The 25,497-nt window shown below is 44.0% G+C and carries 22 protein-coding genes; 15 read left to right on the top strand and 7 right to left on the bottom strand.

Annotation, left to right across the window (positions count from 1 at the left end; translation table 11 throughout):
- Window positions 1-7: 7 nt before the first annotated feature.
- A complete protein-coding gene (locus ABXT42_RS10500) occupies window positions 8-667 on the bottom strand; it encodes an HAD family hydrolase (RefSeq protein WP_443628092.1) in 660 nt (219 codons plus the stop codon).
- 129 nt (window positions 668-796) lie between these two features.
- Between ABXT42_RS10500 and ABXT42_RS10495 the strand changes: the two genes are divergently transcribed.
- Both ABXT42_RS10495 and ptsP read left to right on the top strand, forming a co-directional pair.
- Window positions 797-1,315, top strand: a complete 519-nt coding sequence (locus ABXT42_RS10495; RefSeq protein WP_443628091.1) for an RNA pyrophosphohydrolase — start codon at window positions 797-799, stop codon at window positions 1,313-1,315.
- 60 nt (window positions 1,316-1,375) lie between these two features.
- A complete protein-coding gene (ptsP, locus tag ABXT42_RS10490) occupies window positions 1,376-3,652 on the top strand; it encodes a phosphoenolpyruvate--protein phosphotransferase (protein WP_443628090.1) in 2,277 nt (758 codons plus the stop codon).
- On the opposite strand, the gene ABXT42_RS10485 is transcribed toward ptsP, so the two are convergent.
- The gene (locus ABXT42_RS10485; RefSeq protein ID WP_443628089.1) at window positions 3,626-4,249 is read right to left on the bottom strand and encodes a LysE/ArgO family amino acid transporter; all 624 of its coding nucleotides are present in this window, start codon (window positions 4,247-4,249) and stop codon (window positions 3,626-3,628) included. The genes ptsP and ABXT42_RS10485 overlap by 27 nt on opposite strands.
- On the bottom strand, window positions 4,246-5,016 hold the full coding sequence (locus tag ABXT42_RS10480) for an NRDE family protein (protein ID WP_443628088.1): 771 nt from the start codon (window positions 5,014-5,016) through the stop codon (window positions 4,246-4,248). The genes ABXT42_RS10485 and ABXT42_RS10480 overlap by 4 nt, the downstream gene beginning before the upstream one ends.
- 79 nt (window positions 5,017-5,095) lie before the next feature.
- Here ABXT42_RS10480 and ABXT42_RS10475 point away from each other — a divergent pair, with 79 nt between their 5' ends.
- From ABXT42_RS10475 to ABXT42_RS10460, 4 genes are read left to right on the top strand one after another with little or no spacing between them, the layout of a single operon-like run.
- On the top strand, window positions 5,096-5,890 hold the full coding sequence (locus ABXT42_RS10475) for a sulfite exporter TauE/SafE family protein (protein WP_443628087.1): 795 nt from the start codon (window positions 5,096-5,098) through the stop codon (window positions 5,888-5,890).
- A gap of 8 nt (window positions 5,891-5,898) precedes the next feature.
- The gene (gene lgt, locus ABXT42_RS10470) at window positions 5,899-6,675 is read left to right on the top strand and encodes a prolipoprotein diacylglyceryl transferase (protein ID WP_443628086.1); all 777 of its coding nucleotides are present in this window, start codon (window positions 5,899-5,901) and stop codon (window positions 6,673-6,675) included.
- Window positions 6,676-6,712: 37 nt separating this feature from the next.
- Window positions 6,713-7,507: a thymidylate synthase gene (locus tag ABXT42_RS10465; protein ID WP_443628085.1), complete on the top strand. Its 795-nt coding sequence runs from the start codon at window positions 6,713-6,715 to the stop codon at window positions 7,505-7,507.
- Window positions 7,504-8,007: a dihydrofolate reductase gene (locus ABXT42_RS10460; RefSeq protein ID WP_443628084.1), complete on the top strand. Its 504-nt coding sequence runs from the start codon at window positions 7,504-7,506 to the stop codon at window positions 8,005-8,007. Before ABXT42_RS10465 ends, ABXT42_RS10460 begins: the two co-directional genes overlap by 4 nt.
- A gap of 78 nt (window positions 8,008-8,085) precedes the next feature.
- On the opposite strand, the gene ilvD is transcribed toward ABXT42_RS10460, so the two are convergent.
- Window positions 8,086-9,930 (bottom strand): dihydroxy-acid dehydratase, encoded by a 1,845-nt coding sequence (gene ilvD / locus ABXT42_RS10455; protein ID WP_443628083.1) that lies wholly within the window; start codon window positions 9,928-9,930, stop codon window positions 8,086-8,088.
- A 36-nt stretch (window positions 9,931-9,966) separates the two neighbouring features.
- Window positions 9,967-11,295 carry an amino-acid N-acetyltransferase gene (gene argA / locus ABXT42_RS10450; protein WP_443628082.1) on the bottom strand — a complete coding sequence of 443 codons (1,329 nt, stop codon included), beginning with the start codon at window positions 11,293-11,295 and terminating at the stop codon, window positions 9,967-9,969.
- Between the two features lie 261 nt (window positions 11,296-11,556).
- Between argA and glnE the strand changes: the two genes are divergently transcribed.
- Window positions 11,557-14,472 carry a bifunctional [glutamate--ammonia ligase]-adenylyl-L-tyrosine phosphorylase/[glutamate--ammonia-ligase] adenylyltransferase gene (gene glnE / locus ABXT42_RS10445; protein WP_443628081.1) on the top strand — a complete coding sequence of 972 codons (2,916 nt, stop codon included), beginning with the start codon at window positions 11,557-11,559 and terminating at the stop codon, window positions 14,470-14,472.
- A 32-nt stretch (window positions 14,473-14,504) separates the two neighbouring features.
- Here the strand turns inward: glnE and lpxL are convergent, their stop codons facing one another.
- Window positions 14,505-15,422, bottom strand: coding sequence for an LpxL/LpxP family Kdo(2)-lipid IV(A) lauroyl/palmitoleoyl acyltransferase (gene lpxL, locus ABXT42_RS10440; RefSeq protein WP_443628080.1), 918 nt, complete (start codon window positions 15,420-15,422; stop codon window positions 14,505-14,507).
- Between the two features lie 157 nt (window positions 15,423-15,579).
- On the opposite strand from lpxL, the gene msbA reads away from it, so the two are divergent.
- Together msbA and ABXT42_RS10430 are read left to right on the top strand one after the other, a co-directional pair.
- On the top strand, window positions 15,580-17,397 hold the full coding sequence (gene msbA, locus ABXT42_RS10435; RefSeq protein ID WP_443628079.1) for a lipid A export permease/ATP-binding protein MsbA: 1,818 nt from the start codon (window positions 15,580-15,582) through the stop codon (window positions 17,395-17,397).
- A complete protein-coding gene (locus ABXT42_RS10430) occupies window positions 17,390-17,746 on the top strand; it encodes a diacylglycerol kinase (RefSeq protein WP_443628078.1) in 357 nt (118 codons plus the stop codon). Before msbA ends, ABXT42_RS10430 begins: the two co-directional genes overlap by 8 nt.
- A 10-nt stretch (window positions 17,747-17,756) precedes the next feature.
- Here ABXT42_RS10430 and ABXT42_RS10425 read toward each other — a convergent pair whose 3' ends face one another.
- On the bottom strand, window positions 17,757-18,797 hold the full coding sequence (locus ABXT42_RS10425; RefSeq protein WP_443628077.1) for a glycosyltransferase: 1,041 nt from the start codon (window positions 18,795-18,797) through the stop codon (window positions 17,757-17,759).
- A gap of 66 nt (window positions 18,798-18,863) precedes the next feature.
- Between ABXT42_RS10425 and ABXT42_RS10420 the strand changes: the two genes are divergently transcribed.
- From ABXT42_RS10420 to ABXT42_RS10395, 6 genes are read left to right on the top strand one after another with little or no spacing between them, the layout of a single operon-like run.
- A complete protein-coding gene (locus ABXT42_RS10420; protein WP_443628076.1) occupies window positions 18,864-20,159 on the top strand; it encodes a 3-deoxy-D-manno-octulosonic acid transferase in 1,296 nt (431 codons plus the stop codon).
- A complete protein-coding gene (gene thiP, locus ABXT42_RS10415) occupies window positions 20,159-21,763 on the top strand; it encodes a thiamine/thiamine pyrophosphate ABC transporter permease (protein ID WP_443628075.1) in 1,605 nt (534 codons plus the stop codon). The genes ABXT42_RS10420 and thiP overlap by 1 nt, the downstream gene beginning before the upstream one ends.
- Window positions 21,756-22,463, top strand: coding sequence for a thiamine ABC transporter ATP-binding protein (thiQ, locus tag ABXT42_RS10410; RefSeq protein ID WP_443628074.1), 708 nt, complete (start codon window positions 21,756-21,758; stop codon window positions 22,461-22,463). Before thiP ends, thiQ begins: the two co-directional genes overlap by 8 nt.
- 30 nt (window positions 22,464-22,493) lie before the next feature.
- A complete protein-coding gene (gene hemG / locus ABXT42_RS10405; protein WP_443628073.1) occupies window positions 22,494-23,999 on the top strand; it encodes a protoporphyrinogen oxidase in 1,506 nt (501 codons plus the stop codon).
- 50 nt (window positions 24,000-24,049) lie between these two features.
- Entirely contained in the window at window positions 24,050-24,676 is a 627-nt protein-coding gene (locus ABXT42_RS10400) for an NUDIX domain-containing protein (RefSeq protein WP_443628072.1), read from the top strand.
- The gene (locus ABXT42_RS10395; RefSeq protein ID WP_443628071.1) at window positions 24,673-25,446 is read left to right on the top strand and encodes a metallophosphoesterase; all 774 of its coding nucleotides are present in this window, start codon (window positions 24,673-24,675) and stop codon (window positions 25,444-25,446) included. Before ABXT42_RS10400 ends, ABXT42_RS10395 begins: the two co-directional genes overlap by 4 nt.
- The last annotated feature ends 51 nt before the right edge of the window (window positions 25,447-25,497 follow it).

Below are 25,497 nucleotides of genomic sequence, written 5' to 3'. Positions count from 1 at the left end.
AAGTGCTTTACCGTAAGCTCATCACTGGCCAACCGTTTGCTAGTGCATGGGCTTTAAGGGTAGCATCTGGGTCCACAGCGAAGGGTTCATCTACTAGTTCCAAAAGGGGCAAGTCATTGTGGGAGTCACTATAGAAGCAGGCGCCTTCTATCGTTTTTTTGTGTAACGTCATCCAAGCATTCAGCTTATCAATTTTTCCTTCCTTAAAGCATGGTGAACCACTTAGTTTGCCAGTATAACGGCCGTCTATGCATTGTGTAGGTGTAGCAATCAAGTGCGGTATATTTAAGTATTGAGCTATAGGCGCAGTTATAAAATCATTAGTTGCGGTAATGATAACTAACACATCCCCTGCCTCACGATGCTTTTTTAGTAAGGCTTGAGCTTTTATAGCAACCATTGGAATAACTGTAGTTTGCATAAACTTTTGGTGGATAACTTTCAGTTGTTCAGCGCTGTATCGCGTCAGTGGGGCTAGAGCAAACTCTGCATAAGCCACCATATCCAGAGTGCCGGCTAGGTAGTCTTGGTAGAACGCGTCATTTTTAGCCGCGTAGTCATCCCCATCAACAAGTCGTTCAGACACCATAAACTGCCCCCAGCCATGATCGCTATCACCAGCCAATAATGTATTGTCTAAATCAAACAAAGCGAGCCTTCCTTGCATGGGTATACCTGTATAAATATCTATAAATTGTAGTTAAGTATATTATTTTAGCTCATTTTCATCTGTTGTTGTTGTTGTCTGCCGTTTTGTGGAACAATGGGACAAATATATTTTGTATGGTGCAAAGCCGTGATCGATAAAGATGGTTTTCGCCCCAATGTAGGTATTATTCTGGCAAACTCCCAAGGACAAGTGCTTTGGGCAAAGCGGTTGGGTTGGGATGCATGGCAATTCCCCCAAGGTGGTATTGATGCGCATGAGACGCCAGAACAAGCCTTATTTAGGGAGCTCAAAGAAGAAATTGGCCTGCTGCCAGAGCATGTAGAGGTGCTTGCTTGCACCCGTGGCTGGCTCAGATACCGTTTGCCTAAGCGAATGATTCGCCAAGGCCAACAGCCTTTATGTATTGGTCAAAAACAAAAATGGTTTTTGTTACGTATGTTGGCACCTGATAATGCGGTTCAAATGGGCACTACTAACAGCCCAGAATTTGATGCGTGGGAATGGGTAAGCTATTGGTATCCAGTGGACCAAGTGGTGTCGTTTAAACGCGAGGTATATCGTCGGGCAATGAAAGAATTGTGTTTACGGCATTCACGTTTGGTTTATCATCATGGTTTGGTTATTCCAAGTCATAGCAAAGGCTAAGATCTTATTGTTCAGCACTGTGAATCAAAGCTTTAAGTAAAAACTATAGGTAGGAATGGAATGCTTCATAGTCTGCGTAAAATAATACAAGCGGTAAGTGCCGCTGAAGATTTGCAATCGGCCCTGAAATTGGTGGTGCATCAAGTTCGACGCGCCATGCGCACAGATGTGTGTTCTATATACCTTTATTTTCCACAAACTGATAATTACGTGCTTATGGCCAGTGAGGGCCTTAATCAGGCTTCTATCGGTTCAGCTTGCCTGTCTTCTGGGCAAGGCTTAGTTGGTTTGGTAGGTCTTAAAGCTGAAACGATTAACCTTAAGCAAGCTGCGCAACACCCCAATTTTCATTACGTACAAGAGACAGGTGAAGAGGCCTTTAGCTCCTTTTTAGGTGTGCCTATTATTCACCACCGTAAGGTGTTGGGTATTTTAGTGGTGCAGCAGCGTGATGAACGCCAGTTTGATACTGAAGAAGAAGCAGTGCTTATTACTTTGTCGGCTCAGCTTGCAGGGTTTATAGCGCACGCAGAGGCTACAGGGGGTGGTTTACGCCATGATGCTTTAGCTGATGGTGAAAGTTTGGACCTGCATTATGAGGGCGTCAGTGGCTCTGGTGGCGTAGCAATTGGACATGTAGCGGTGATTGCCCCGCCTGCTGATCTAAATAAAGTGCCAGATCGTAGGTGTCGTGATGCAGAAACTGAGGTTGAGGCCTTCCAAACCGCTTTAGAAGCGGTTAGACGCAAGATTAAAATAATTAGTCGCACCTTAGCGCGCAACTTAAAAAACCAAGAACAAGAGTTGTTCGAAGTGTATATGCGTATGTTAGACGATAATGCTCTTGCAGGAGAAGTGATTCAGCATATACGTCAAGGTCAGTGGGCCCAAGGCTCATTGCGCCGCGTGGTGCAACAACATATCCGTTCCTTTGAGGCAATGGAAGACCCTTATTTACGAGAAAGAGCATCTGACATAAGAGATCTTGGGCGACGTATCTTGGCTGAGTTGCAACAAACTAATACCGAAGTGCGTAGGTTTGAAGATTCAACAGTGCTGGTCGCTGAAGAAGTAACTGCTGCTATGCTAGCCGAAGTGCCAGTTGATAAGCTTAAGGCTATCATTTCTACATTGGGTTCGAATAACTCTCATGCTGCTATTTTGGCGCGATCCATGGGAATACCTACCATTATGGGCGCAGTAGACTTTCCATATCGTCGCATGGAAGGCCAAGAAGTGGTTATTGATGGTTATATGGGGCGGATATTCCTTAATCCAAGCCAAGACTTAAGGCGTCAGTATGAGCAAGCTATTGTTGAAGAGGACTCATTTACTAAAGAGTTAGAAGTGCTCAGACTTGTGCCTGCCCAAACCCGCGACGGCCACACAGTGCCCTTGCTCGTTAATACTAGCTTACCTTTAGATGTGGGTCGTTCACTAGCTCAAGGTGCACAAGGAGTGGGTCTATATCGCACTGAAGTACCTTTTATGATTAAGGAACACTTTCCTTCAGAGAATGAACAAACCCAATGTTATCGAACTCAGCTACAAGGCTTTGCGCCTCTTCCTGTGACTATGCGAACATTGGATATTGGTGGAGATAAAAACTTACCTTACTTTGCCATAAAAGAAGACAATCCATTTTTAGGTTGGCGTGGTATTCGAGTCACGTTAGATCATCCAGAAATATTTTTGGTGCAAATCCGAGCGATGCTTAAGGCCAGCGAAGGCTTAGATAACCTGCGTATAATGCTGCCTATGATTACTCATGTGAGCGAGATAGATGAATCAATCCGCTGGATTGACCAAGCTTTTTTAGAACTGTGTGAGGAGGGTTATAAGTTAGTGAGGCCGCCCATAGGCGTAATGATCGAGGTGCCTGCTGCTGTGTACCAAGCCAAGCACATAGCCCAGCGTGTGGACTTTATGTCTGTGGGAAGCAATGATTTAACGCAATATATATTGGCCGTTGATAGAGATAATCCTCGGGTAGCGGAGTTGTATCACACTATGCACCCTGCCGTATTAATGGCTTTGCAGCATGTAGTAGATGCTGCTAAATTTGCAGGCATTCCCGTAGGTTTGTGTGGTGAATTAGCGGGTGACCCCGCTGGTGCTTTATTGTTGATGGGAATGGGCTACGATAGCTTGTCTATGAACGCTGCAAGCCTTCCAAAAGTGAAGTCTGTGATTCGCAAATTTAGCCTAACCCAAGCCCAACAAATGTTACACAAAGCCTTAGAACAAGCTGGTGCAGATGGTGTGCAGCAAGTTATTCAAGAAAACCTAAAAGCGGCTGGGCTAACGCGCCTACATAGTCGATATGTGGACAATTAAACCTGCGGCAATGCCCCACATCATAATACCAATAAGACCATCTAGCACTCGCCATGCAGAAGGGTTTTTAAATAAAGGCATGAGCCACTTGGCTCCCCAAGCCAAACTAAAAAACCAAATAAAAGATGCGCTCACCGCGCCTAATCCAAACCATAGTTTTTCACTACCAACATATTGGCTGCTAATACCACCCACTAAAACCATGGTGTCTAAATAACAGTGGGGGTTGAGTAAGCTTACACTTGCAGCCACAGTGATGGCTTTAGTAAGTGAGTATTCACTTGAGCTGTCCTCTATATTGATAGTGTGTCCACTGACTGCTGATTTAAACGCCAAAGCCCCATAAATAAACAAAAACACAGACCCTGCACACGAAATCCATAATAATAAATCCGGTTGTGCTTGTACCAATGCTCCCATACCAAATATGCCTAGGCAGATAAGGGTAGCGTCAGTCAAACTGCAAAAAAGTGCTATTGCGTATTGATGTTGATCGCGCAAAGCTCGGTTCAGTAAAAAAGCATTTTGCGCGCCAATAGCAATAATAAGCCCAGCACTAAGTGCTAGGCCATTAAGGAAAATTAAGCTGGTATTCACGGTTCTTCAGACATCCAAGTAAAGTGTTGCGTTAATGGTTTTAAATGGTCAAAACAAGTTTCAAAAACATCCATATTTCCCATACGGTCGCGCAATACACTAATGCAGGAACGGGTGCCATAATCATAGTCTGGTGCGTCAATAAAGCAAGAAGATAATCGCCTTTCCCAGTCAATGGCAATGCCTGTATTAGGTAGTAGATTATCCTGCGCTATAGCTGTATCGAGCATTATCTGTTGCAGGTTTTGGTGCAGTGGAGGTTGGTGTAAAGCGCACATTAAACTGTGTTTAACATGCTTTACTTTGGGCCAGTTACAATCTAGCACGCCATTACTTAGGCCGTATAATCCTGGAGGAAGTACTTTGGGTGGTTGCTGCTCATTATTAGCGCAAAACACCAACTCATGGTTATCCCAGAGCAGTAAATTAAATCCCGCAAACTGATCCATTTGAAGAGAGTTTGCATAAGCTAGACTTGTGTCATTTTGGCGTAAAAAGTTAATGACTAATTGACCTCGAGTTTTAAAAGCCTCAACACTTGTGTTTTTGTCAGTTGCCTTGCGAAAATTTGTGACGCCAGCCCAGCGGCCATCTTTGTGTATTCCAAGCCATGTGCCTCCTGCGTCTAGGTCTTTGCCTGCAAGTATTTCAAGATCTGGCCACCAGTGCATGTTTTTAGTGGGGCGCTGAAGAAATTCATCGCGATTAGCTGCCATAATCAGAGGCCAGTCTGGATTGAGTTGATGGGCGAAAACAATGAGGCACATGAAAGATTGAGTCTCCTAAACTTTGCGCTTATGGGGCTAAGCGTAGATAATAGCTTTTTTATTAGTAAGATGTGAACGAATGATTTTTGTTGCTTATATGGCCCTAGGCGCATTAGCCGGACTTTTAGCTGGGCTCTTTGGTATTGGCGGCGGCATTGTGGTCGTGCCAGCTTTAGTTTTGGCATTTAATCTTCAGGGCATAAACCCTGAAATAGTATTTTATATGGCGATCGCTACTTCTTTAGCCAATATTATGTTTACGTCTTTATCTGCTATTCGCATCCACCAAAAAAAAGCGTCTATTCAATGGTATTTAGTTAAGCCCATTGCAGTGGGTATGCTGATTGGCTCGTTTGTTGGTGTGAATACCGCTCTTACTATTCCTGCTATTTATTTGCAGGCAAGTTTTGGTGCCTTTGCCATCTTCTTGAGCTTGAGAATGATGTTGTCTCAATCAGGCGAGGGCGCCTCCAATCTGCCTGGTGTTTTGGGCTTAGGTATTGCTGGGGTATTTATAGGCTGGGTGTCAGTGCTTTTTGGTATTGGTGGAGGTAATTTGTTGGTGACTTGGCTATCTAATCGCCAGTTGGTCATGCAAAAAGCAGTGGCCACAGCTAGCGCATGTGGCTTTGCCATCGCAATTTCAGGCGCAGTATCCAATGCGATTTTGGGGTGGGGCAACCCCATGTTACCAGCATACAGTTTAGGCTATATTTATTTGCCAGCGTTGCTTGGTATTGTGGCTACAAGTTTTATTGCAGCTTCTTATGGTTCTGTGATTGCACATCGTTTGTCGGCAAAATTACTCAAACGACTGTTTGCATGGATGCTACTATTAATGGGGTTTAGAATGTTAACTAGTGTTTGGTTTTAAGGATAATAATGCTTACTTTTCCTAATATCGACCCAGTTCTTATACAATTAGGGCCCTTAGCCATACATTGGTATGGCCTGATGTATTTGTTGGCTTTTAGCTCTGCTTTTTGGCTTGGGAGTAGACGAGCTAAGGCTGCTGGATTTAGTAAAGAACAATTAAGTGACGTGATATTTTTTGGTGCTATTGGCGTCGTTTTAGGTGGGCGTTTAGGTTATGTGCTCTTTTACCAGTTTGAAGCTTTTATTCAAAATCCAGGCATGTTGTTGCGTGTTTGGGAAGGTGGAATGTCGTTTCATGGCGGTTTTCTTGGCGTGGTTATCAGTGGTATTTGGTTTGTACGTAAACATCACTTCAAATATCCACAGGTGATGGATTTTGTGGTGCCGCTTGTGCCACTAGGTTTGGGTGCAGGGCGCTTAGGTAATTTTATTGGTGGGGAGCTGTGGGGGCGACCAACTGATATGCCCTGGGGTATGGTGTTTCCCCATGTGGATGCTTTGGCACGACACCCATCTCAGCTATATCAACTGTTACTTGAGGGTTTGCTGTTGTTTGCAGTGCTTTGGGTATACTCAGCTAAACCTAGAGCGCCCTTGCGGGTTTCAGGTTTGTTTTTGCTAGGGTATGGGTTACAAAGATTTTTAGTCGAATTTGCTCGTCAACCTGATGCCCATTTAAATTATGTAGCCTTAGATTGGATGACTCAGGGGCAGTTATTATCTTTACCAATGGTTGCGATAGGGGCGTATTTATTAGTACGCAAGACTTCGATTAAAGGTTAAAATACCATGTATCTTATTATCTGGGTGGGTTTTCTATATGCAGCAATATCTTGATTTAATGCGCCATGTGCAAGGTACAGGAGCGCTGAAGGAAGACCGCACTGGAACTGGCACCTTGAGTGTTTTTGGCTACCAAATGCGGTTTGATTTGTCCAAAGGGTTTCCTGCGCTGACTACTAAAAAACTACATCTTAAGTCCATTATTCATGAGTTGTTATGGTTTTTACAAGGTTCTACAAACACCCAATATTTAACCGACAATGGAGTACGTATCTGGGATGAGTGGGCAGATGAAAATGGTGACTTGGGGCCAGTGTATGGGTCCCAATGGCGTTCGTGGCCCAAGCCAGATGGTAGCCATATCGATCAAATTAGTCAGCTTATCCAGCAAATAAAAACCAATCCAGACTCGCGCCGGTTAATTGTGAGTGCTTGGAATGTAGCTGATGTAGAGCGTATGGCGTTGCCACCTTGCCATATGATGTTTCAATTTTATGTAGCTAATGGCAAGTTGTCTTGTCAGCTCTATCAGCGTAGTGCCGATATTTTCTTAGGTGTACCTTTTAATATTGCAAGTTACGCATTGTTAACCATGATGGTGGCTCAGGTTTGTGACTTGGAGGTTGGAGATTTTGTGCATACGCTAGGTGATGCACACCTGTATTCAAACCATTTAGAGCAAGTTGAGCTTCAATTGTCTCGTGACACCATGGCATTGCCCAAAATGCATATCAATCCTTGCGTGAATAACATTTTCGACTTCACTTTTGATGATTTTCAACTGCATGATTATCAGTCTCATCCACATATTAAAGGGGTTGTTGCAGTATGACTATTGCTTTAATCGTGGCTGCTTCGCAAAATAATGTGATCGGTCGCAATAATGAATTGCCTTGGCACTTACCCGGGGACTTGCAGTATTTTAAAACCATGACACTAGGTAAACCTGTCATCATGGGGAGAAAAACCTTTGAATCTATAGGCAGACCCTTACCAGGAAGAGACAATATCGTCATAAGCCGTCAAACAGATTATGCTGCGAAGGGGATTGAGGTAGTATCAAGCCTAGAGCAGGCAATAGCTCTAGGTGAGAGTATTAATCTCATTAATGGCATACAAGAAGTGATGATTATTGGTGGTGCGCAAATATATGAAAAGTCTTTAGACTTAGCTGATCGGGTATACCTAACAAGAGTTCAGTGCAAGGTGGAAGGTGACGCCTACTTTCCGGCTTTAGATGATGATGAGTGGCAAGAAATTGCTCGTGAAGACATTACAGCTAAAGAGTCCAATCCCTTTGATTTTAGCTATTTAGTGTTGGAACGTAAGTAAATACACTATATAAGCCATGTCATTACTCTTGGGTAATGGCATGGCTTTACTATACTTTTACCACCTTTATAAGGTGGCCTAATCTAGCAAGCTAATATCGCGAATAGCGCCCTTGTCAGCGCTGGTCACTGTGCTGGCGTAGAACCTAAGTGCAGAGCTAACCTTACGTGGGCGCTCGGCTGTAGGCTTCCAGCCCTTCTTGCCCATCGCATTCATCGCTTCGCGGCGTTGACTAAGCTCCTCATCACTAAGTAACACGTCAATGGTGCGATTAGGAATATCAATACGAATACGGTCGCCGTGCTCAACCAAGGCAATGTTGCCTCCACTAGCAGCTTCTGGCGACACGTGACCAATTGACAATCCAGAGGTGCCGCCAGAGAAGCGGCCATCAGTCAATAAGGCGCAGGCCTTGCCTAAACCTTTGGTTTTAAGATAACTGGTAGGGTATAACATTTCCTGCATACCTGGACCGCCTTTGGGGCCTTCATAGCGAATGACAACCACATCACCTTCTTTGACTTTGTCACCCAAAATATCGGCTACTGCCTGATCTTGGCTTTCACAAATGTAAGCAGGTCCTTCAAATAACCAAATGCTTTCATCAACACCTGCGGTCTTAACCACGCAGCCATCTTGTGCCAAATTACCTGTAAGTATAGCTAGACCACCTTCAGTGGAGTATGCGTTGGCCAAGTTGCGTACACAGCCATCAACACGGTCATCATCAACACTTGGCCAGCGCGTCGCTTGGCTAAATGCAGTTTGCGTGGGAATACCTGCAGGACCTGCTTGGTAGAACTTTTTAACTGCCAAATCGTCAGTGACAGTAATGTCCCATTTGGCCAATGCTTCAGACATGGTATTGCTGTGCACTGTGGGTAATTCTGCGTGTAGTAAACCTGCGCGATTAAGTTCGCCCAAAATTGCAAACACACCACCCGCACGGTGAACGTCTTCCATGTGGTACTTGGGTGTACTAGGTGCAACTTTACATAATTGCGGTACTCTGCGAGAAAGCTCGTCAATATTGCTCATGTCAAAGTCAATCTCACCTTCTTGGGCTGCTGCCAATAAGTGTAAAATCGTATTGGTAGAGCCGCCCATTGCAATGTCTAAAGTCATGGCGTTTTCAAACGCCTTAAAGCTAGCAATGTTTCTTGGTAGAGCGCTTTCATCATCATTTTCATAATAACGCTTACACAGCTCTACTACGGTGCGACCTGCCTCTAAAAATAACTCTTTGCGATCTGCGTGTGTTGCCAATAAGCTACCATTACCAGGTAAAGATAAGCCTAAAGCCTCTGTTAGGCAGTTCATGGAGTTGGCGGTAAACATACCAGAGCAAGATCCACATGTAGGACAAGCTGAACGTTCATATTCAGCAACTTCTTCATCACTAGCGCTATCATCAACAGCGATGACCATTGCATCAACAAGATCTAACTTACGATCACCTAGTTTCGTTTTGCCTGCTTCCATCGGGCCACCTGAAACAAAAACACAAGGAATGTTTAGGCGCATGGCGGCCATAAACATTCCTGGAGTGATTTTGTCGCAGTTAGAAATACACACCATTGCATCCGCACAATGGGCATTGACCATATATTCTACAGAGTCCGCAATAATGTCCCGTGATGGCAAAGAATAAAGCATGCCGTCATGACCCATAGCAATACCATCGTCCACAGCAATAGTATTAAATTCTTTAGCTACACCACCTACTTTCTCGATTTCTCGTGCAACCAATTGCCCCATATCTTTTAGGTGAACATGGCCTGGAACAAATTGGGTAAACGAGTTACATACGGCAATAATGGGCTTTTGAAAGTCGGAATCAGTCATGCCAGTTGCACGCCATAAAGCACGTGCGCCTGCCATATTACGGCCAGAAGTGGAGGTTTTAGAACGATAAATGGGCATGAGATAGGTGCCTTATAATAAAAGTTATTAAAGTGGTTATGGTAATTCTTTACTAAATACTTTTGAATTACGTTGAAAATTGTATAACGACTGCCTGCTAGTAGGTAAGTGCTCTAAGTCCGCAGCAACAAAACCATTTTCTATAAACCAATGAGAGGAGGCCGTAGTCAGTACAAAGAGTGCTTGTAGACCCATATGGCTAGATTGCTTTTCTATATGACGCAGCAATATTTGGCCCCTATCCCCCCCACGATAATCAGCGTCGATGGCCATGCAAGCTAGCTCACCCTGGCGTGCATCATCAAATGGATATAATGCAGCACACCCAATAATAGCATTGTCTCGTTCAATCACACTAAAGTAATGAATTTCAGACTCAAGTAATTCACGTGAGCGGCGCACTAATACGCCATCATCTTCTAGGGGGCGAATAAGTTGTAAGATTCCACCCACATCATCAATACAGGCGTTACGAACTTGCTCGTAGCTTTCCTTTATTATCATAGTACCTGAGCCATCACGACTAAATAGCTCACTTAACAAAGCGCCATCTTCTTGATAGCTTAGCAAGTGTCCTCGGTCTACTCCAGCATCACAAGCTTTGGATAACACGTCAATATTCATGGATAAGTCGGTCCAACTATCCCCACTATTTTGATGCTGGTGTACTAAACGATGGCCGGCCTTGGTGAGTAACTCGGCCACTTGCTCGCCACGTGAATTGGTGATGCCTTTATCAGCTCCAAACACTATTAACTTGTCAGCTTGTAGGCTTGCGGCCACACGGCCTGCAACCTGCGCTGCAGCAAGGTTAAACGTTTCTCCAGTGGGGGAGTATCCCAAACATGAAATAAGCACAAGATTACCGTCATCCAGTTGCTTGCCAATAGCTTGCGAATCTACCCGCCTTACTTCTCCGGTATAAGAGAAGTCGACGCCGTTTTTTACGCCAATCGGACGCGCTGTAATAAAGTTTCCACGACTGGTACGAATTCTAGAGCCCTGCATCGGCGAATTGGCAATGCCCATAGAAAAACGGGCCTCTAATTGCATGGCTTGGCGGCCTACAGTAGATTGAACTAAAGCCAGCTGCTCTAAATCTGTAATGCGCAAACCGTTATGAAATTGCCCTTGCACTAAAGCTTTGCTGCATGCTTTTTGTATTTGAGGTCGACTACCATGCACTAATACTAATTTAACACCTAAACTGTTGAGCAAGTTTATATCATGGATAGTATGGGAAAAATTATGGTGAGCTAGGGCTTCGCCAGGTAAATAAATAACAAAAGTTCGTCCGCGGTGAGCGTTAATATAGGGCGCAGAATGGCGAAACCAGTTTACATATTGCTGATTGGTCTCGATCACTTTAGATTACCTGTCGCTTTGGTATGAGAAGGGTACTATTAAGCCGCGCTAATGCGCTTGTGTCAATCACACAAAGGCGACTTACTTAGAAAAAATGAGTCATATAAAATTTAATGGCACAAAGAATCATCTATTACTTGATTGTAGGGGAATTTTTCCGTTAGGGTCTATACTAAATGCAGCGATAACAAGCGGCAAATCAGTATAATTTTGCATCAGCAATAGCCACGCTGCGGGCATATATTTTTAGGAGTAATGGGTATGGCGATTATTGTCGCGCCAGAAAATCAACATGTCATAGACGCACTCAAGAGCTCATTAAAAGACGAGCTAATGCAGTGGTTTGAAGCCTTTACGCCATCCATAAATTCTCCTTGGCATCATCCTGACACACAGCTACAACTAATTAATGTCATTACTGCTAGCCCATTTGTAGCAAGAACGCTCTCACTAAATCCTCAGCTATTGGATTACAACTTTGTGATCAGTGCTTTTTCTAAAGTTCAGTTGCAGGCTTTGTTAGCGCAAAGTATGAGTAAAGTCACTAACGAGACTCAGCTAAACCGGTGTTTAAGGCAATTTAGAAAAGCCCATCAAGTCCGCTTAATATGGCGTAATCGTTGTTGTTTAGGCACCAGCCAAGAGTTAGTTAAAGAGTTATCTAACCTTGCTGATATTTGTGTGGGTGAAGCTTTGACCTGGCTGCACCAGGACAGTATTAAACAATGGGGGCAACCTACAAGCCTTGATGGGCAGCCACAAGAGTTGGTGGTGTTAGGTATGGGTAAGCTTGGTGGTAAAGAGCTTAATTTATCTTCTGATATAGATCTGATTTTTAGTTTTCCAGCAGGAGGCCAAACCCAAGGTGGCAGGCGTAGTATCGATAACCAACAATTTTTCATTCGGTTAGGACAGCGTTTAATTCAAACTATTGATTTGGTTACAGCAGATGGTTTTGTCTTTCGGGTAGATATGCGTCTAAGGCCATATGGTGCCAGTGGTGCATTATCTCTAAGCTTTGATGCTATGGAAATATATTATCAGCAACAGGGGCGTGAATGGGAAAGATATGCATTTATTAAAGCTCGAGTGATTGCTGGTAATCAAGATCAGGGTCGTGTGTTGTTAGAGCTTTTGAGACCCTTTGTGTATCGGAGGTATTTAGATTTTAGTGCTATTGAATCTTTACGTAGTCTTAAACAAATGATTGCTAGTGAGGTACGCCGGCGTGGTTTACACCAAAATGTGAAGTTGGGTGCTGGTGGTATTCGTGAGGTAGAGTTTATTGCCCAAGCATTTCAACTTATTCGTGGAGGGCGAGATATTCGGCTGCAAACCAGTAGCTTAATGTCGGTATTAAACTTATTGCCTGAGACTGCTGGCTTGGCGTCTGAAGAAGTGGAGACTTTACGCCAACATTATTGGTTTTTGCGTGATGTTGAGCACGCCCTTCAGGCGGTTGAGGACCAACAAACCCAAGACTTACCTGCCCAAGAGTCTGAGCAAGCACGACTCGCTTTTGCTTTAGGTTTTTTTTGCTGGAATGACTTACAAACGAAGATTAACCTTGCAAGGGATTTTATACATCAACAATTTGAGCTGGTGGTGGCACTAAAAGAGGATGATAAAGTACAAGGCCAAGATCATCAATTAATTCAACTGTGGGAGGAAATATCTCACAGTGCCAGACAAGAAGAGCAGTTTACACTTCAGTCGCAGTGGCAAGACATATTAAGCCAAGCAGGCTTTGCTGATGCAGACAATATATTGCAACACTTATGGTCGCTGCATCAAAGCCGTTCTGCGCAAACAATGCAGCCAGTAGCACAAGAGCGATTAGCTAAGTTAATGCCAAAAATTTTGCAGATATCAGCTCAACAAAATGATTCTGCCCTTACTTTATCTCGCGTACTGGTGCTCATTGAAGCTGTATTAAGGCGTTCTGTGTATTTGGTGCTATTGCTAGAAAATCCAACAGCGTTAAAGTTGTTGGTGGAACTTTGTTCCGCTAGTTCATGGTTTTCTGACTTTTTAGCACGCCAGCCTTCATTGCTTGATGAGCTATTGGACGTTAATAGTTTATTTAATGTACCTGATGCTGTGGAGCTAAAGCAGGAGTTAGCACAAAATCTTTTACGCCTGCCAGAAGACGACACAGAGCAGCTAATGGAAGCGCTTAGGCATTTTAAACATGCCCATTTGTTGCGTATTGCAGCCCAAGAGGTCACAGGGCGTTTGCCATTAATGAAAGTTAGTGATCAGCTGACCTATGTTGCTGAAGCGGTGGTGGCCCAAGTCCAGCACCTTTCATGGCGTGAGCTGAGCCTGCGGCATGGGCATCCTCAAAATGAACATGGCCCAAGTGATGATTTTATCGTTGTGGGTTATGGAAAAGTAGGTGGGTGGGAACTTAGCTATGGGTCGGATTTAGATTTAGTATTTATCTATGACATGCCTTCTCAAGCCGAAACTGATGGCCCTAAACCCATATCTAATAGTGTGTTTTTTACGCGCCTTGGTCAGCGCATGATTAACTATTTGAATACGCTCACAGCAGCAGGGCAGCTATATGAAGTGGATATGCGCCTAAGGCCAGATGGAGCTAAAGGTTTATTAGTGTCTACTTTGACAGCGTTTACTCAATACCAATTACATGAGGCATGGACCTGGGAGCATCAAGCCCTTGTCAGAGCAAGGCCTCTTTCGGGTAGTCATCAGTTGTCTAACGACTTTATTGCTGTGCGTAAACACATATTATCTCAAGTTAGAAACAGCGCTTCTGTAAAGCAGGACGTAGTAAAAATGCGAGAAAAAATGCGACACCAGCTTGCCAGTAAACCAAATGCAGACGGCCAGACGCTAAAATTTCATCTAAAGCACGATGAGGGTGGCATTGTTGATATTGAATTCATGGTGCAGTACGGTGTGCTCGCATACGCTCATCAGTGCCAAGCACTCCTTAGCTATACCGATAATATTCGTATTTTAGACGCTTTTGAAAAACAATTAATTCTAAGTACATCAGATGCCCATGATTTACGTGAGGCATATCAAAAGATGAGGGCTGCTGAGCACCGACTCACACTACAGAATAAGGCAGGGGAAGTGTCTGTTGACGACTTACAAGAACATAGGTCCAAGGTGAAGAATATTTGGGCTGCCACGATGATGTCTTAAATATCTTTCTCAGAACGCTCAACTATAAGGCTTTAATAGATATCAGGGCTGTTTTTTGGGCGTGTTTTAAAACGTCGATGTAACCACAAGTACTGAGTGGGCTTAAGGCGAACTTTGGCTTCAATAGCGGCATTTAAAACCGCGGCATCTGCCTCCAACTGCCCACTTGGGATACTTGCCAAACTGTCAGTAATGCTAAGCAAATATGCTTGATCAAGTTGAGTGCGGTGGTGACTAAACTGAAGCACCTTAGCTCCAGTGGCAGAAGCCAGGCGACTTATAATAGGGGTAGTCGCTGTATCTATGCCAAAAAAAGGTGCAAACACGGAGCGCTGTGGCCCAACGTCTTGATCTGGAGCAAGCCAAACTATGTTGCCTTGTTTGAGTAAACGTATGACTTGTCGAATATCTCCTCGCTCTACTATTCCTGGCAGATGGGTTAAGCGTCCTCGGCGAATTATACAGTCCATTAGTGCATTGCCATGGCGCTGGTAAGTGGCATAATACGGATAATGTTGAGCTAGTAAAATACCACCTAAATCTAGGCTCGTATAATGAGCACCGACTAGAAGTACGCCACGCCCTTGAGTTTGGGCTTGTTCTATTAGCGCGCCGCCTTCAATTGAAACCCTTTGAGTTAGATTTTTGTGGGAACTCCACCACGCCATAGCGGTCTCAATAATGCCAATGCCATTGTCTGCAAACGTTTGACGCACCATCAGGCGCTGCTGTGCAGTATTTAAATCACTAAAGCACAGGGCTATATTGGTTTGTGTAATAGATCTTCTGCGGCTAGATAGCTGATATAATAGCCATCCAATCGCTCTACCAGCTGCCATGCGCCAGGCCCACGGCAAGGCGATAATTAAGCGAAGAATGCTCAATCCAAACCAAATAGGCCAGTACTTTAGGCTGTAAAACTTGGCGAGTGAGGGTTTAGTGAGAGGCATATAGTGTTCGAACAAAGTTATTAAATAAATGACTAAATGAGTTATGAACTTAATTAGCCTGATATTATGCTAATCAATTAACAACAAAGTGATAGTTTACACTGAGCTAGCAATACCAGCTAGAGAAACTAATCTACTATCCATTTAAGGACAATAAATGAGTAAGCCTTTAAGCCCAGATACGACTGTTAGCGCTGGGCCTCCTTTAGCGGCTTGGAAAGCCTATAAGCGTTTATTGGGCTATGTATTTCAACACAGGTTAGTGTTTGGTGTTAGCATTATTGGTTTTGTGCTTTTTGCACTGACCCAACCTGCGTTTGCCAGCTTAATGGAATACATGGTGGACAGTGTAGGAAGTAGTGACGCAGATGCTCGCATTATTATACCTGTAGCAGTAGTGGCTATATTTTTTGTACGTGGTATTGGTTTCTTTTTGGGTAACTATGGCATCACCTACGTGGCTAGACGTGTAGTTCATCAGATACGCTTAGATATTTTTGATCGACTGTTAGTTCTCCCAGCTAAGTTTTATCATACCAATTCATCTGCAACCTTATTGTCAAAGCTTACTTTTAACGTTGAGCAGGTGACAGGTGCAGCAACGGATGCGTTAAAGATATTTGTTCGTGAAGGGCTCACAATCGTTGGCTTGCTAAGCTACATAGTGTATTTAAATTGGCAGCTCTCGTTGGTATTTTTGACTGTGGGGCCATTTATTGGTTGGGTAGTAAATAAAGCATCTAAACGCTTTAGAAATATTAGCGCCAATTTGCAAGATAGTATGGGGCAAGTGACGGCCAGCGCTAGTGAAGCGATTAAGGGTTACGAAGTAGTAAGAGTGTTTGGAGGGCAAGACCAGGAGCGAAAGGCCTTTGGTGCTGCAAGTAATAACAACCGTCAACAGGCGATGAAATTAGCGTTGGCAGAATCTATTTCTACACCATTGGTGCAAATGATTGTGGGCTTAGCGATGGCCGGTTTAATCTATTTAGCCTTGCACCCTAGTATCATCGACGCTATGAGCGCTGGGCAGTTTATTGCCTTTATTACCGCTTCTGGCATGCTCACTAAGCCATTGCGCTCTATGACTGAGATTAATAGTATTTTACAACAAGGCATTGCGGCTTCGCAGAGTATCTTTTCTTTGTTGGATGAAGCTCCAGAAGTAGATCAGGGTACTAAATCTATAGGTCGAATTAAGGGGCTGATCACCTTTAATAATGTTGATTTTAGTTATGACAAACAACCCTTATTGAATAAGGTCAACATTGTTATACAGCCTGGCCAAGTCGTTGCATTGGTAGGGCGTTCAGGCAGTGGTAAGTCCACTTTAGTGAATTTGTTATTGCGTTTTTATGAGCCTCAGTCTGGCCAGATTTTGTTAGATGACAATGATATTCAAGACCTTAGCCGAGTCGACTTACGTCGACAAGTGGCGCTAGTTAACCAACAAGTCGTATTGTTTAATGGCACTATTGCACAGAACATTGCTTATGGCGCTATGAGGAATTCTAGTGAAGAGCAAATATTAGCGGCCGCTAAGGCCGCGCGAATCACAGAATTTACAGATCGCATGAGCTTGGGGCTAGATACCATGATAGGGGAGTCTGGAGTCCTTTTATCTGGCGGCCAGCGCCAGCGCATAGCTATTGCTAGAGCGTTATTAAAAGATGCACCTTTGCTGGTGTTTGATGAAGCCACCTCGGCACTGGATACAGAATCTGAGAGGCATATACAAGCTGCGCTTGAAGAGGTGATATTAGGGCGCACCACTTTAGTTATTGCACACCGCCTTTCAACCATAGAGCAAGCTGATGTAATTTTGGTAATGGATAAGGGTCAATTAGTAGAGCAGGGAAGTCATCAGGAGTTAATGGATAAAGAGGGTATTTATGCTCGCCTGCATCAATTGCAGTTTCAGTCTTCTCGACCAGCTCAAGTAGCTAAAGATGATACAGGATTAAGTGATGGCTAATAAGTTATATAGCGTTAAGCGCGTGGTAAAAGCATGCGGTTATTCTTGGCGTGGTCTGGTGTTTGCATGGCGTAACGAAACTGCTTTTCAGCAAGAGATCCTAGCTTTTTTAGTGCTATTTCCACTGGCTTTGTGGTTGCCGGCAACGCATTTAGAAAGTGCAATATTGATAATGAGCTTGTTTTTTGTGCTTATTGCAGAGCTATTTAATACCGCAGTTGAAGCAGCGATAGATCGCCACGGTGATGAGCAGCATCACTGGTCTGGGGTAGCTAAAGATGTAGCTTCTGCTGCAGTGCTTTTAGCTTTGGTGCAATGTGCTTTGGTGTGGGCGCTAGTGCTGCTCTAATACACCAGCATTAGGGTAGCTTTTCCAGCATGGCTGCTATTTGTTGGCGCACAGTTACTGGACTATAGTGGTCTATTACAGTTAGATAAGCGGCTTCACACAAAGCATGTTGTTTTTGTGCATCTAAATTAATAGCCGCAGCTATGGCATTGGCTAAGCTATCAGCGTTAATATCACACAATAAACCATTGTCTTGATGCTTAATAATGCCCTGTGGGCCTCCACATCGGGTGGCAACCACAAGCCGTTTACGTGCCATGGCTTCGATCACTACCATGCCAAAGGTTTCACTACGAGAAGGCAGGCAAATAATGTCTGCACCATCAATAAATTCATCGCGCTTTTGGTTGCTTATCCAGTCTAAACGCTGGGTAATGTCGCTTAAGCCTAATTTTTTAATCAAAGTGTTTATCTTGTTATTCCAGCGCCCTTTTCCTGCAATGACAAGCCTAAATTCTATATTACGATGATGTAAAATGGCAGCCGCTTGTAACAGTAGGTCTTGACCTTTAGTGCGGCGCATAATGCCCATGCTGGCAATCACAGGGATAGATTGGAACGGCCTAGATTTGGGTTCAGTGGTGTTTAGCTCAACTAAATTAGGAATAATTTCTATTGCACCTGTGTAGCCTTTTTTGCGGGCAAATTTAGCCACTACAGGTGAAACACAGACCAATAGATCTGCTGCATTTATGCCGGCGCTATTGTAACTGTGTAAAATTAGTACTAATTGACAATTTGCTGGCAAAGCTGCTCTTACAAGCTGGGCATCGATAGGTTTGTGAACGATGACCAAATCCACATCTTGTTGAGCAAAGAGTAGTCTAAGCTTTTTGATGGCAATGTGTTTTAATAGTGGCAAGCGTGTGCGCGGATAATCCAGCAGTACATAATCGTGCTTGCGTTGTTTTAGTAAAGGCTCTAATTGTGCATTTGGACGGATGACGCAAGTGACTTGATGGCCCAATTGGCGTAAATTGTCACTGTAATGCAAAAAAGTCTGCTTGGGGCCGCCTAGGTCTTTACCAGAGATAAGGTTGACGATTTTCATTGTTGTTGGCGTCACTAATAATAAAAGTTAACATTAGTTTAACAAACAAAAGGTTATTTTGTACCCGTGGCACTCTTTGTTTACACCTCTTTATGTTATTTAGCTTTACCTTTTGGCATGGTCTTGCACTTGCTGTTCATATGGCGTCGCCCTGAGTTTCGTGCAGGCTTTTTTCAGCGTTATGGATGGCTACCAAAAAAACAACATCACCCTGTGTTAATTCATGCCGCAAGTGTGGGTGAGCTTAATGCTATTGCACCTTTAATAAACGCTATTATTAGCCATCTAAAACTTCCTGTTCTTGTGACCACTACCAGTGTCACTGGGCAAGCCCGATGCCAACAGTTATTTGCGGCTAATGACCGTGTCAGTTGGGCTTTCTTGCCCTTTGACCTTGGGCTAGCAAACAAACTGATGTTATGGCGTGTTAAGCCACGGGCAGTTTTGTTAGTTGAGACAGAGCTATGGCCTAATTTAATCGCAAGTTGCGCACGGAAAAAAATCCCTACTATTTTGGTTAATGGGCGCTTATCAGAACGATCCGCCAAAGGCTACGCACGTTGGCCATGGCTGGTGGCGCCAATGCTCCAAAAAATTACTGCATTATTAGTGCAAGATCAAGCGACAGCGCAGCGGTTTTTAAGCTTAGGTGCTGCATCTAATACAGTTTCAGTTCTGGGTAGTTTAAAATATGATTTAGTCATGCCTGACAGCTATCTTGATGTGACAACGATGGTAGCTGGAGGTCTGTGTTTTGTGTGTGGTAGCACCCGAAGTGGCGAGGAGGCTAGTCTATTACAAGCTTGGTCGCAGTTGCCTGCACGTATTGAAGGTACCCTTGTGCTTGTGCCAAGACATCCACAACGATTTGAAGAAGTGGCAGACTTATGTCAACAATCAGGCCTGCCCTGGTTAAGGTACACCCAAGTAAGTAAGCCAAGCAATGCTCAAATCCCAAGTTTTATTGACTCCCAACAGCATTCTCGCAGGGTATTGTTGGTAGATGCCATGGGCGTGCTGTTTGATTTTTACCGCCGTGCGGATGTTGTTTTTGTAGGTGGAAGCTTAGCCGATAAAGGGGGGCATAATCCCTTGGAGCCTGCTACTTTAGGTAAGCCTGTGCTTATGGGGCCAAATTGTTTTAATTTCACCCAAGTGTGTGACCAACTAGAGCAAGTGCAGGCGTTGAAAGTGACTACCAGTGCGCATTTATTAAAAGATATGACTGCGCTATTAATAGACCCTTTGCTAAGAGAGTCTATGGGGGCAGCAGGTGCACAGCTTGTGAATCAACAAAAGGGCGCGCTTGCACGAAACCTACTTTTTATAGAGGCTGTGTTTGAGCAGGCCCTAAAAGAGTGATGGATTCCGGGTTATCAAAACGCTGGTTATGGTTTAGTAGTATTAGTTTTAGTCTAGTATTGATGCCACTATTATTGGCCATTGTTTCATTTGCTTCCTATATCTGGCAGGCACAATGGTTAAGCTATATTTTTGATACATATACTTGGCGTGTGGTTTGGTTTTCTTGGTGGCAGGCCAGTTTATCAACTTTAATTAGTTTGTCTGCGGCTGTGTTAGTGGCCCGGGCATTAGCGCGCAGGCAGTCTTTTCTAGGGCGGTGGTTGTTGCTTAGGTGTTTTAGTGTGGCATTAGTTGTGCCTACCATTATTGCTGTGTTTGGTATCATCTTGTTGCATGGCAAATACGGTTACGTCAATCAGTTGTGGTCTTGGTTTGGTGGCCAGCCCCAAAGCTATGTCTACGGTATTACGGGCATTTTGTTAGCTCATGTATTTTTCAACTTACCCTTGGCCACTCGAATTTTATTGCAGAGACTAGAAGCCATTAATGGGGAAACTTGGCGTTTATCAAGTCAGCTAGGTATGAACTCAAAGGATTTGTGGCGTCATATTGAGTGGCCACACATTAAAGGAGTGCTGCCTCAATTGGCAGCCCTAGTATTTGCCTTGTGCTTCACTAGCTTTGCTATAGTGATGACCTTGGGTGGCGGACCTAAAGCCACTACCATTGAAGTGGCTATTTTTCAGGCTATACGCTTTGACTTTGATATTGCCAAAGCGGTGTATTTAAGCCTATTACAGATGGTTTTTTGTGGTGTTATTTTATGGGCAGGGTTGAGACTTGGAAGGCCTATTGATATTTTTGTGAGCATCCAAACATCTACTAAAAACCTGCGACCAGACCTCAAGCCATTTTGGGGTATTGTGAGTGATACGTTGGTATTGGTGCTGGCGACTTTATTGGTGTTGGTGCCGCTGTTAGCGGTAGTGATCGCGGGTATTAACACTTCTTGGTTTGATGTTTTGTTTGACCTGCGATTGTGGAACGCGTTCAATAATACCTTGTGGGTAGCCCTAGGGTCAGCTTCTGTGAGCCTATTAATGGCCTCGGGGTTGCTGCTTGCCCAGCGTCATTGGCGTGATCGTAACGCATCGGCAGCTTTAGCCGTAGAATGGATGGGATCTGTGATTTTAGTTGTACCACCATTAGTATTAGCCACAGGGCTATTTATAGGTCTGAACCGCCATGTAAACATATTCGCTATTAATCTTTATATTGTTGTATTAGTAAACGCTCTTATGGGGCTACCTTATATGTTGCGTGTTTTGTCAGTTGCCTATTTGAAAATTGATAAAGATTATGGACGACTATGCAGTAGCTTAGGCGTGCAAGGTTGGCATCGACTACAACAGGTTGAGTGGCCTATATTGCGCAAACCTATCAGTTTGGCATTAGCTTTAGTTGCAGCTATGTCAGCGGGCGACTTAGGGGTGGTTGCTTTGTTTGGTAGCCCAGACATACAAACTTTGCCATTACTTATGTACCAGCGCTTGGGCAGTTATCAAAGTGATGCGGCAGGAGTGACTGCAGTAGTTTTGCTAGGGTTATGCCTGACTATTTTTGTGGTTTTAGAGCGTCTAGTAGGAGGCAAAGGTGATTAATTTTAAGCAAGTAAGTTGCTGTTTAGGACAGCAGCAATTTCTTTATGATTTGCAAATCGCTCAAGGTCAGGTGGTAGCTATCATGGGCGCTAGTGGCTCTGGCAAGTCAACTTTACTCAATTTGCTTGCCGGATTTATAACCACCGATGATGACGCAGCTAGAATTATTATTGGCGATCAACGGGTAGATTTGCTTGAGCCTGCAGTAAGGCCTGTGACAACTTTGTTCCAAGAGCATAATCTGTTTGCCCATATGTCAGCATTTAATAACTTAGCTTTAGGGATACGGACAAGTCTCAAGTTGAGCGAGATTGAAAAAACCCAAGTCGATAAAGCGCTAGAACAGGTAGGCCTGAAAGGTTTAGGGTCGCGCTTGCCAAAGGAGCTTTCAGGAGGTCAAAGGCAAAGAGTGGCATTAGGGCGTGCGTTGGTTCGCCGCAAACCTGTATTGTTGTTAGACGAACCCTTTAGTGCATTAGATCCAGCGTTAAGGCAAGAAATGTCAGCTCTAGTTAAGCGCTTGGCAATGCAGAATCAATTGACGGTATTGCTTGTAACCCATGAGCCTAAAGACGCTTTAGAGCTGGCCAATACTGTGGTCTTTATTGAGGCAGGTAAAGTCCATTGGACTGGGCCTAGTGCCGCCTTTTTGCAGCACAAGGATACGCATATTAAAGCCTATTTAGGTCAAAGCTGCTAACCTTACATTATTGCTACGAGGTGAGATAACATGATGCATAACGACGATAAACCATGGGCCAACAAGCAAATTTTAAGTCCATTTCCAGAAATCCCTGTGACCTTAGAGCATGATAATCATGTGCTCATTATCGGTGCAGGTATTTCTGGCCTAGCAAGTGCTTGGTTTTTGCAGCAACAAGGCTTTGTTGTCACTGTGTTGGAAGCAGGCAACCAAGTCGGTGGCAACTTACAAAGTGTACAAAAGTATGGTTGCCAATGGGAGCGTGGGCCCAATTCTTTCATCAATAATCGACCAGCTATGGCGCAGCTTATTGAACAAGTGGGTTTAAAGCCCCACATTGTTCTGGCAAACAAAGCCGCTCATAGACGTTACATTGGAAAAAAAGGCGCTATGCTGGCCTTGCCTTCGAATATTAAAGAAGCCCTTACCACTGGAGTGCTTAGTACTTTTGGGAAACTAAGATTACTGATTGAGCCCTTCGTTGGCAAAGCCACATCTGAAGAGAGTATCGCCGAACATGTTAGGCGAAGGCTAGGCCATGAAATGCTTGATTGGTTGATTGACCCATTTATCTCTGGTGTATTTGCAGGTGATCCAGAAAAGCTCTCAGTGCGTGCTGCAGTGCCTAAGATCTATGCTTTGGAGTCTGAGTATGGGTCTATGATTATAGGTGGCGTGGCGAAAATGAAAGCCAAATCGCGTCAAAAAAAGCTTGAAAAAGAGCAAGGTATTTCATCCCTAGATGGTGCGATGATGAGCTTTGCTGGTGGTTTATACCAACTGCCTGCTACCTTGGCACAAAAGCTAGGCCCAGCTATCTCACTCAACACTCAAGTGGATAATATTACCTATAGTGCGCAGTTTGGTTATCAAGCTATGTCGGGTGATCAAATTTGGCAAGCATCGCAGGTCGTCTTAGCCGTGCCTGCAGCTCAGGTGGCTAGACTAATAGACGATTTAGTGCCCACAGATGAAGCGTTATTAATGCAAGCCAAGGCGTGCTTGCAAGCTATTGATTACCCTGCTGTCGCTAGCATCACTATGGCCTTCAATAAAGATCAAATCGAGCATGCTTTAGATGGTTTTGGTTGTTTATTGCCTACTAAAGAAGGTAAGCAAACATTAGGTGTGTTGTTCCCATCGAGTATTTTTTCTCAAAGGTGCCCAGATGATCAACACCTTATCACTGTGTTTATTGGTGGTGGTCGTGGGCAACATGCAATGACCTTAACACCACAGCAAAGAACAGATCTTGTGATGCTAGAACTATCTCCCTACCTAGGCATTCAAGGACAGCCTTTATGGCATGAAGAAAGTTTATGGCCCAAAGCTATTCCTCAGTATCAATTAGGGCACCTACCTAAGGTTGCGTTAATAGATGAGGCACTAGCACAGTTTCCTGGATTACATCTGCGCAGCAACTGGCGTGATGGTGTGGCTGTGGGTGATTGCGTTGAAAATGCCCTCCAGTTAGCCAATATGATGAGCCAGAAGTTAGTCAAAGCTCAGACAAAGACTGAGACCATAACGTAAGCCACAATATAGCCACCCTCCAAACATCAACAACAGGATAACCGATAGTCATGTACAAACCCGTGCTTAACCAATCAGATGTACGTATAGCCGATCGAAAAACTGTATACCAAGGTTTCTATCAAGTACAAAAGGTCAAGTTGCAGCATCGTTTGTTTCAAGGTGGCTGGAGCAAAGTGCTAGATCGAGAATTAGTGTTGCGTTTGCCTGCTGTGGCGGTGCTCATGTACGATGCCACCACCGATCAAGTGGTATTAATCGAACAATTTCGAGTGGGTGCTATGACTCATGAAGAAGGCCCATGGCAGCTGGAAATGGTGGCGGGTATGATTGATACATTAGAAACACCAGAACAGGTTGCCGTTAGAGAGTGTAAAGAAGAATCTGGGGCTATTATTGATCAAAATGATTTAGAGTTAGTATGTAAATATTTGGTCTCCTCTGGAGGCAGTAATGAAACCTTAGCAATCTACTGTGCGCCTGTGGATGCTAGCCAAGTAATTGGTGTGCATGGGTTGGCTACAGAAGGTGAGGACATTCAAGTGTGTGTTTTAGAACGCCAGGCTTTAGGGCAGATGTTAGAGCAAGGTAAGCTGACCAATGCGGCTACCATTATCGCTGCCCAGTGGCTTCAACAGCATTATCTTAGGCTGCAAAAGCAGTGGAGTAGGGTATGACGTTACATATTGCACAAATTACTGATTGTCACTTGCAAGAGAATCCTAATACGCCCTATAAGGGGATTGATGCCGATGCCCATGTCGATCAATGTTTGATGTGGTTGCGTAATTATGGGCCAGTAGATGTGTTGATTTTAACTGGTGATTTGAGTAATTTTGGTAGTCAAGCAGCTTATATTCGCTTAAAGAATAAGCTCAAAAAATTACCTTACCCGTGTATTTGGTTGCCGGGTAATCATGATAATGCAGCTACTATGGCTCAGGTTTCTGGTCAGGAGGTAGGCCAACTGCGCGTATTAGATTATGAGCATTGGCGCTTACTCATGTTAAACACCACCGAGCTAGCAGATGGTTGTGGCGGGGGAAGTATGTCATCAGCGCAGATGGAAGAGCTGAAACAGGTGTTAAAATCTGATTCAAAAACTCCAACATGTGTGTTTATGCATCACAATGCAGTGCCTGTTAATTCCTTATGGCAAGATAATATTATGCTGGGTAACTCAAAGCAATTTAATGCGGTCATAGCAGCGCATGCGAATGTTAAGGCCGTGGTGTGTGGGCATGTACATCAAGAATTTGATAAGTTAATAGGCGGTGCAAGATTTCTTGCTACTCCTTCAAGTGCAGTACAGTTTGCCTGTGAGCAAAAAGAAGATAAGGTGCAAGAAGAATTAGGCCCAGGATTAAGGCTGTTTAGCCTGCTAGATAATGGTCAAATATCAACTAATGTACAAAGATTACCTAAGCATAAAACGTCTCAGTTGTGATTAAATACTGCTACTATTGCAAATTAGCGACGAGGTGTTAGATTGTCGCTA

The organism is Candidatus Njordibacter sp. Uisw_002, assembly GCF_047730155.1.
Lineage (GTDB): Bacteria > Pseudomonadota > Gammaproteobacteria > Pseudomonadales > Balneatricaceae > Njordibacter.
The sequence above is the reverse complement of the archived record's forward strand: the minus strand, read 5'-3'. Positions and strand labels throughout refer to the sequence as shown.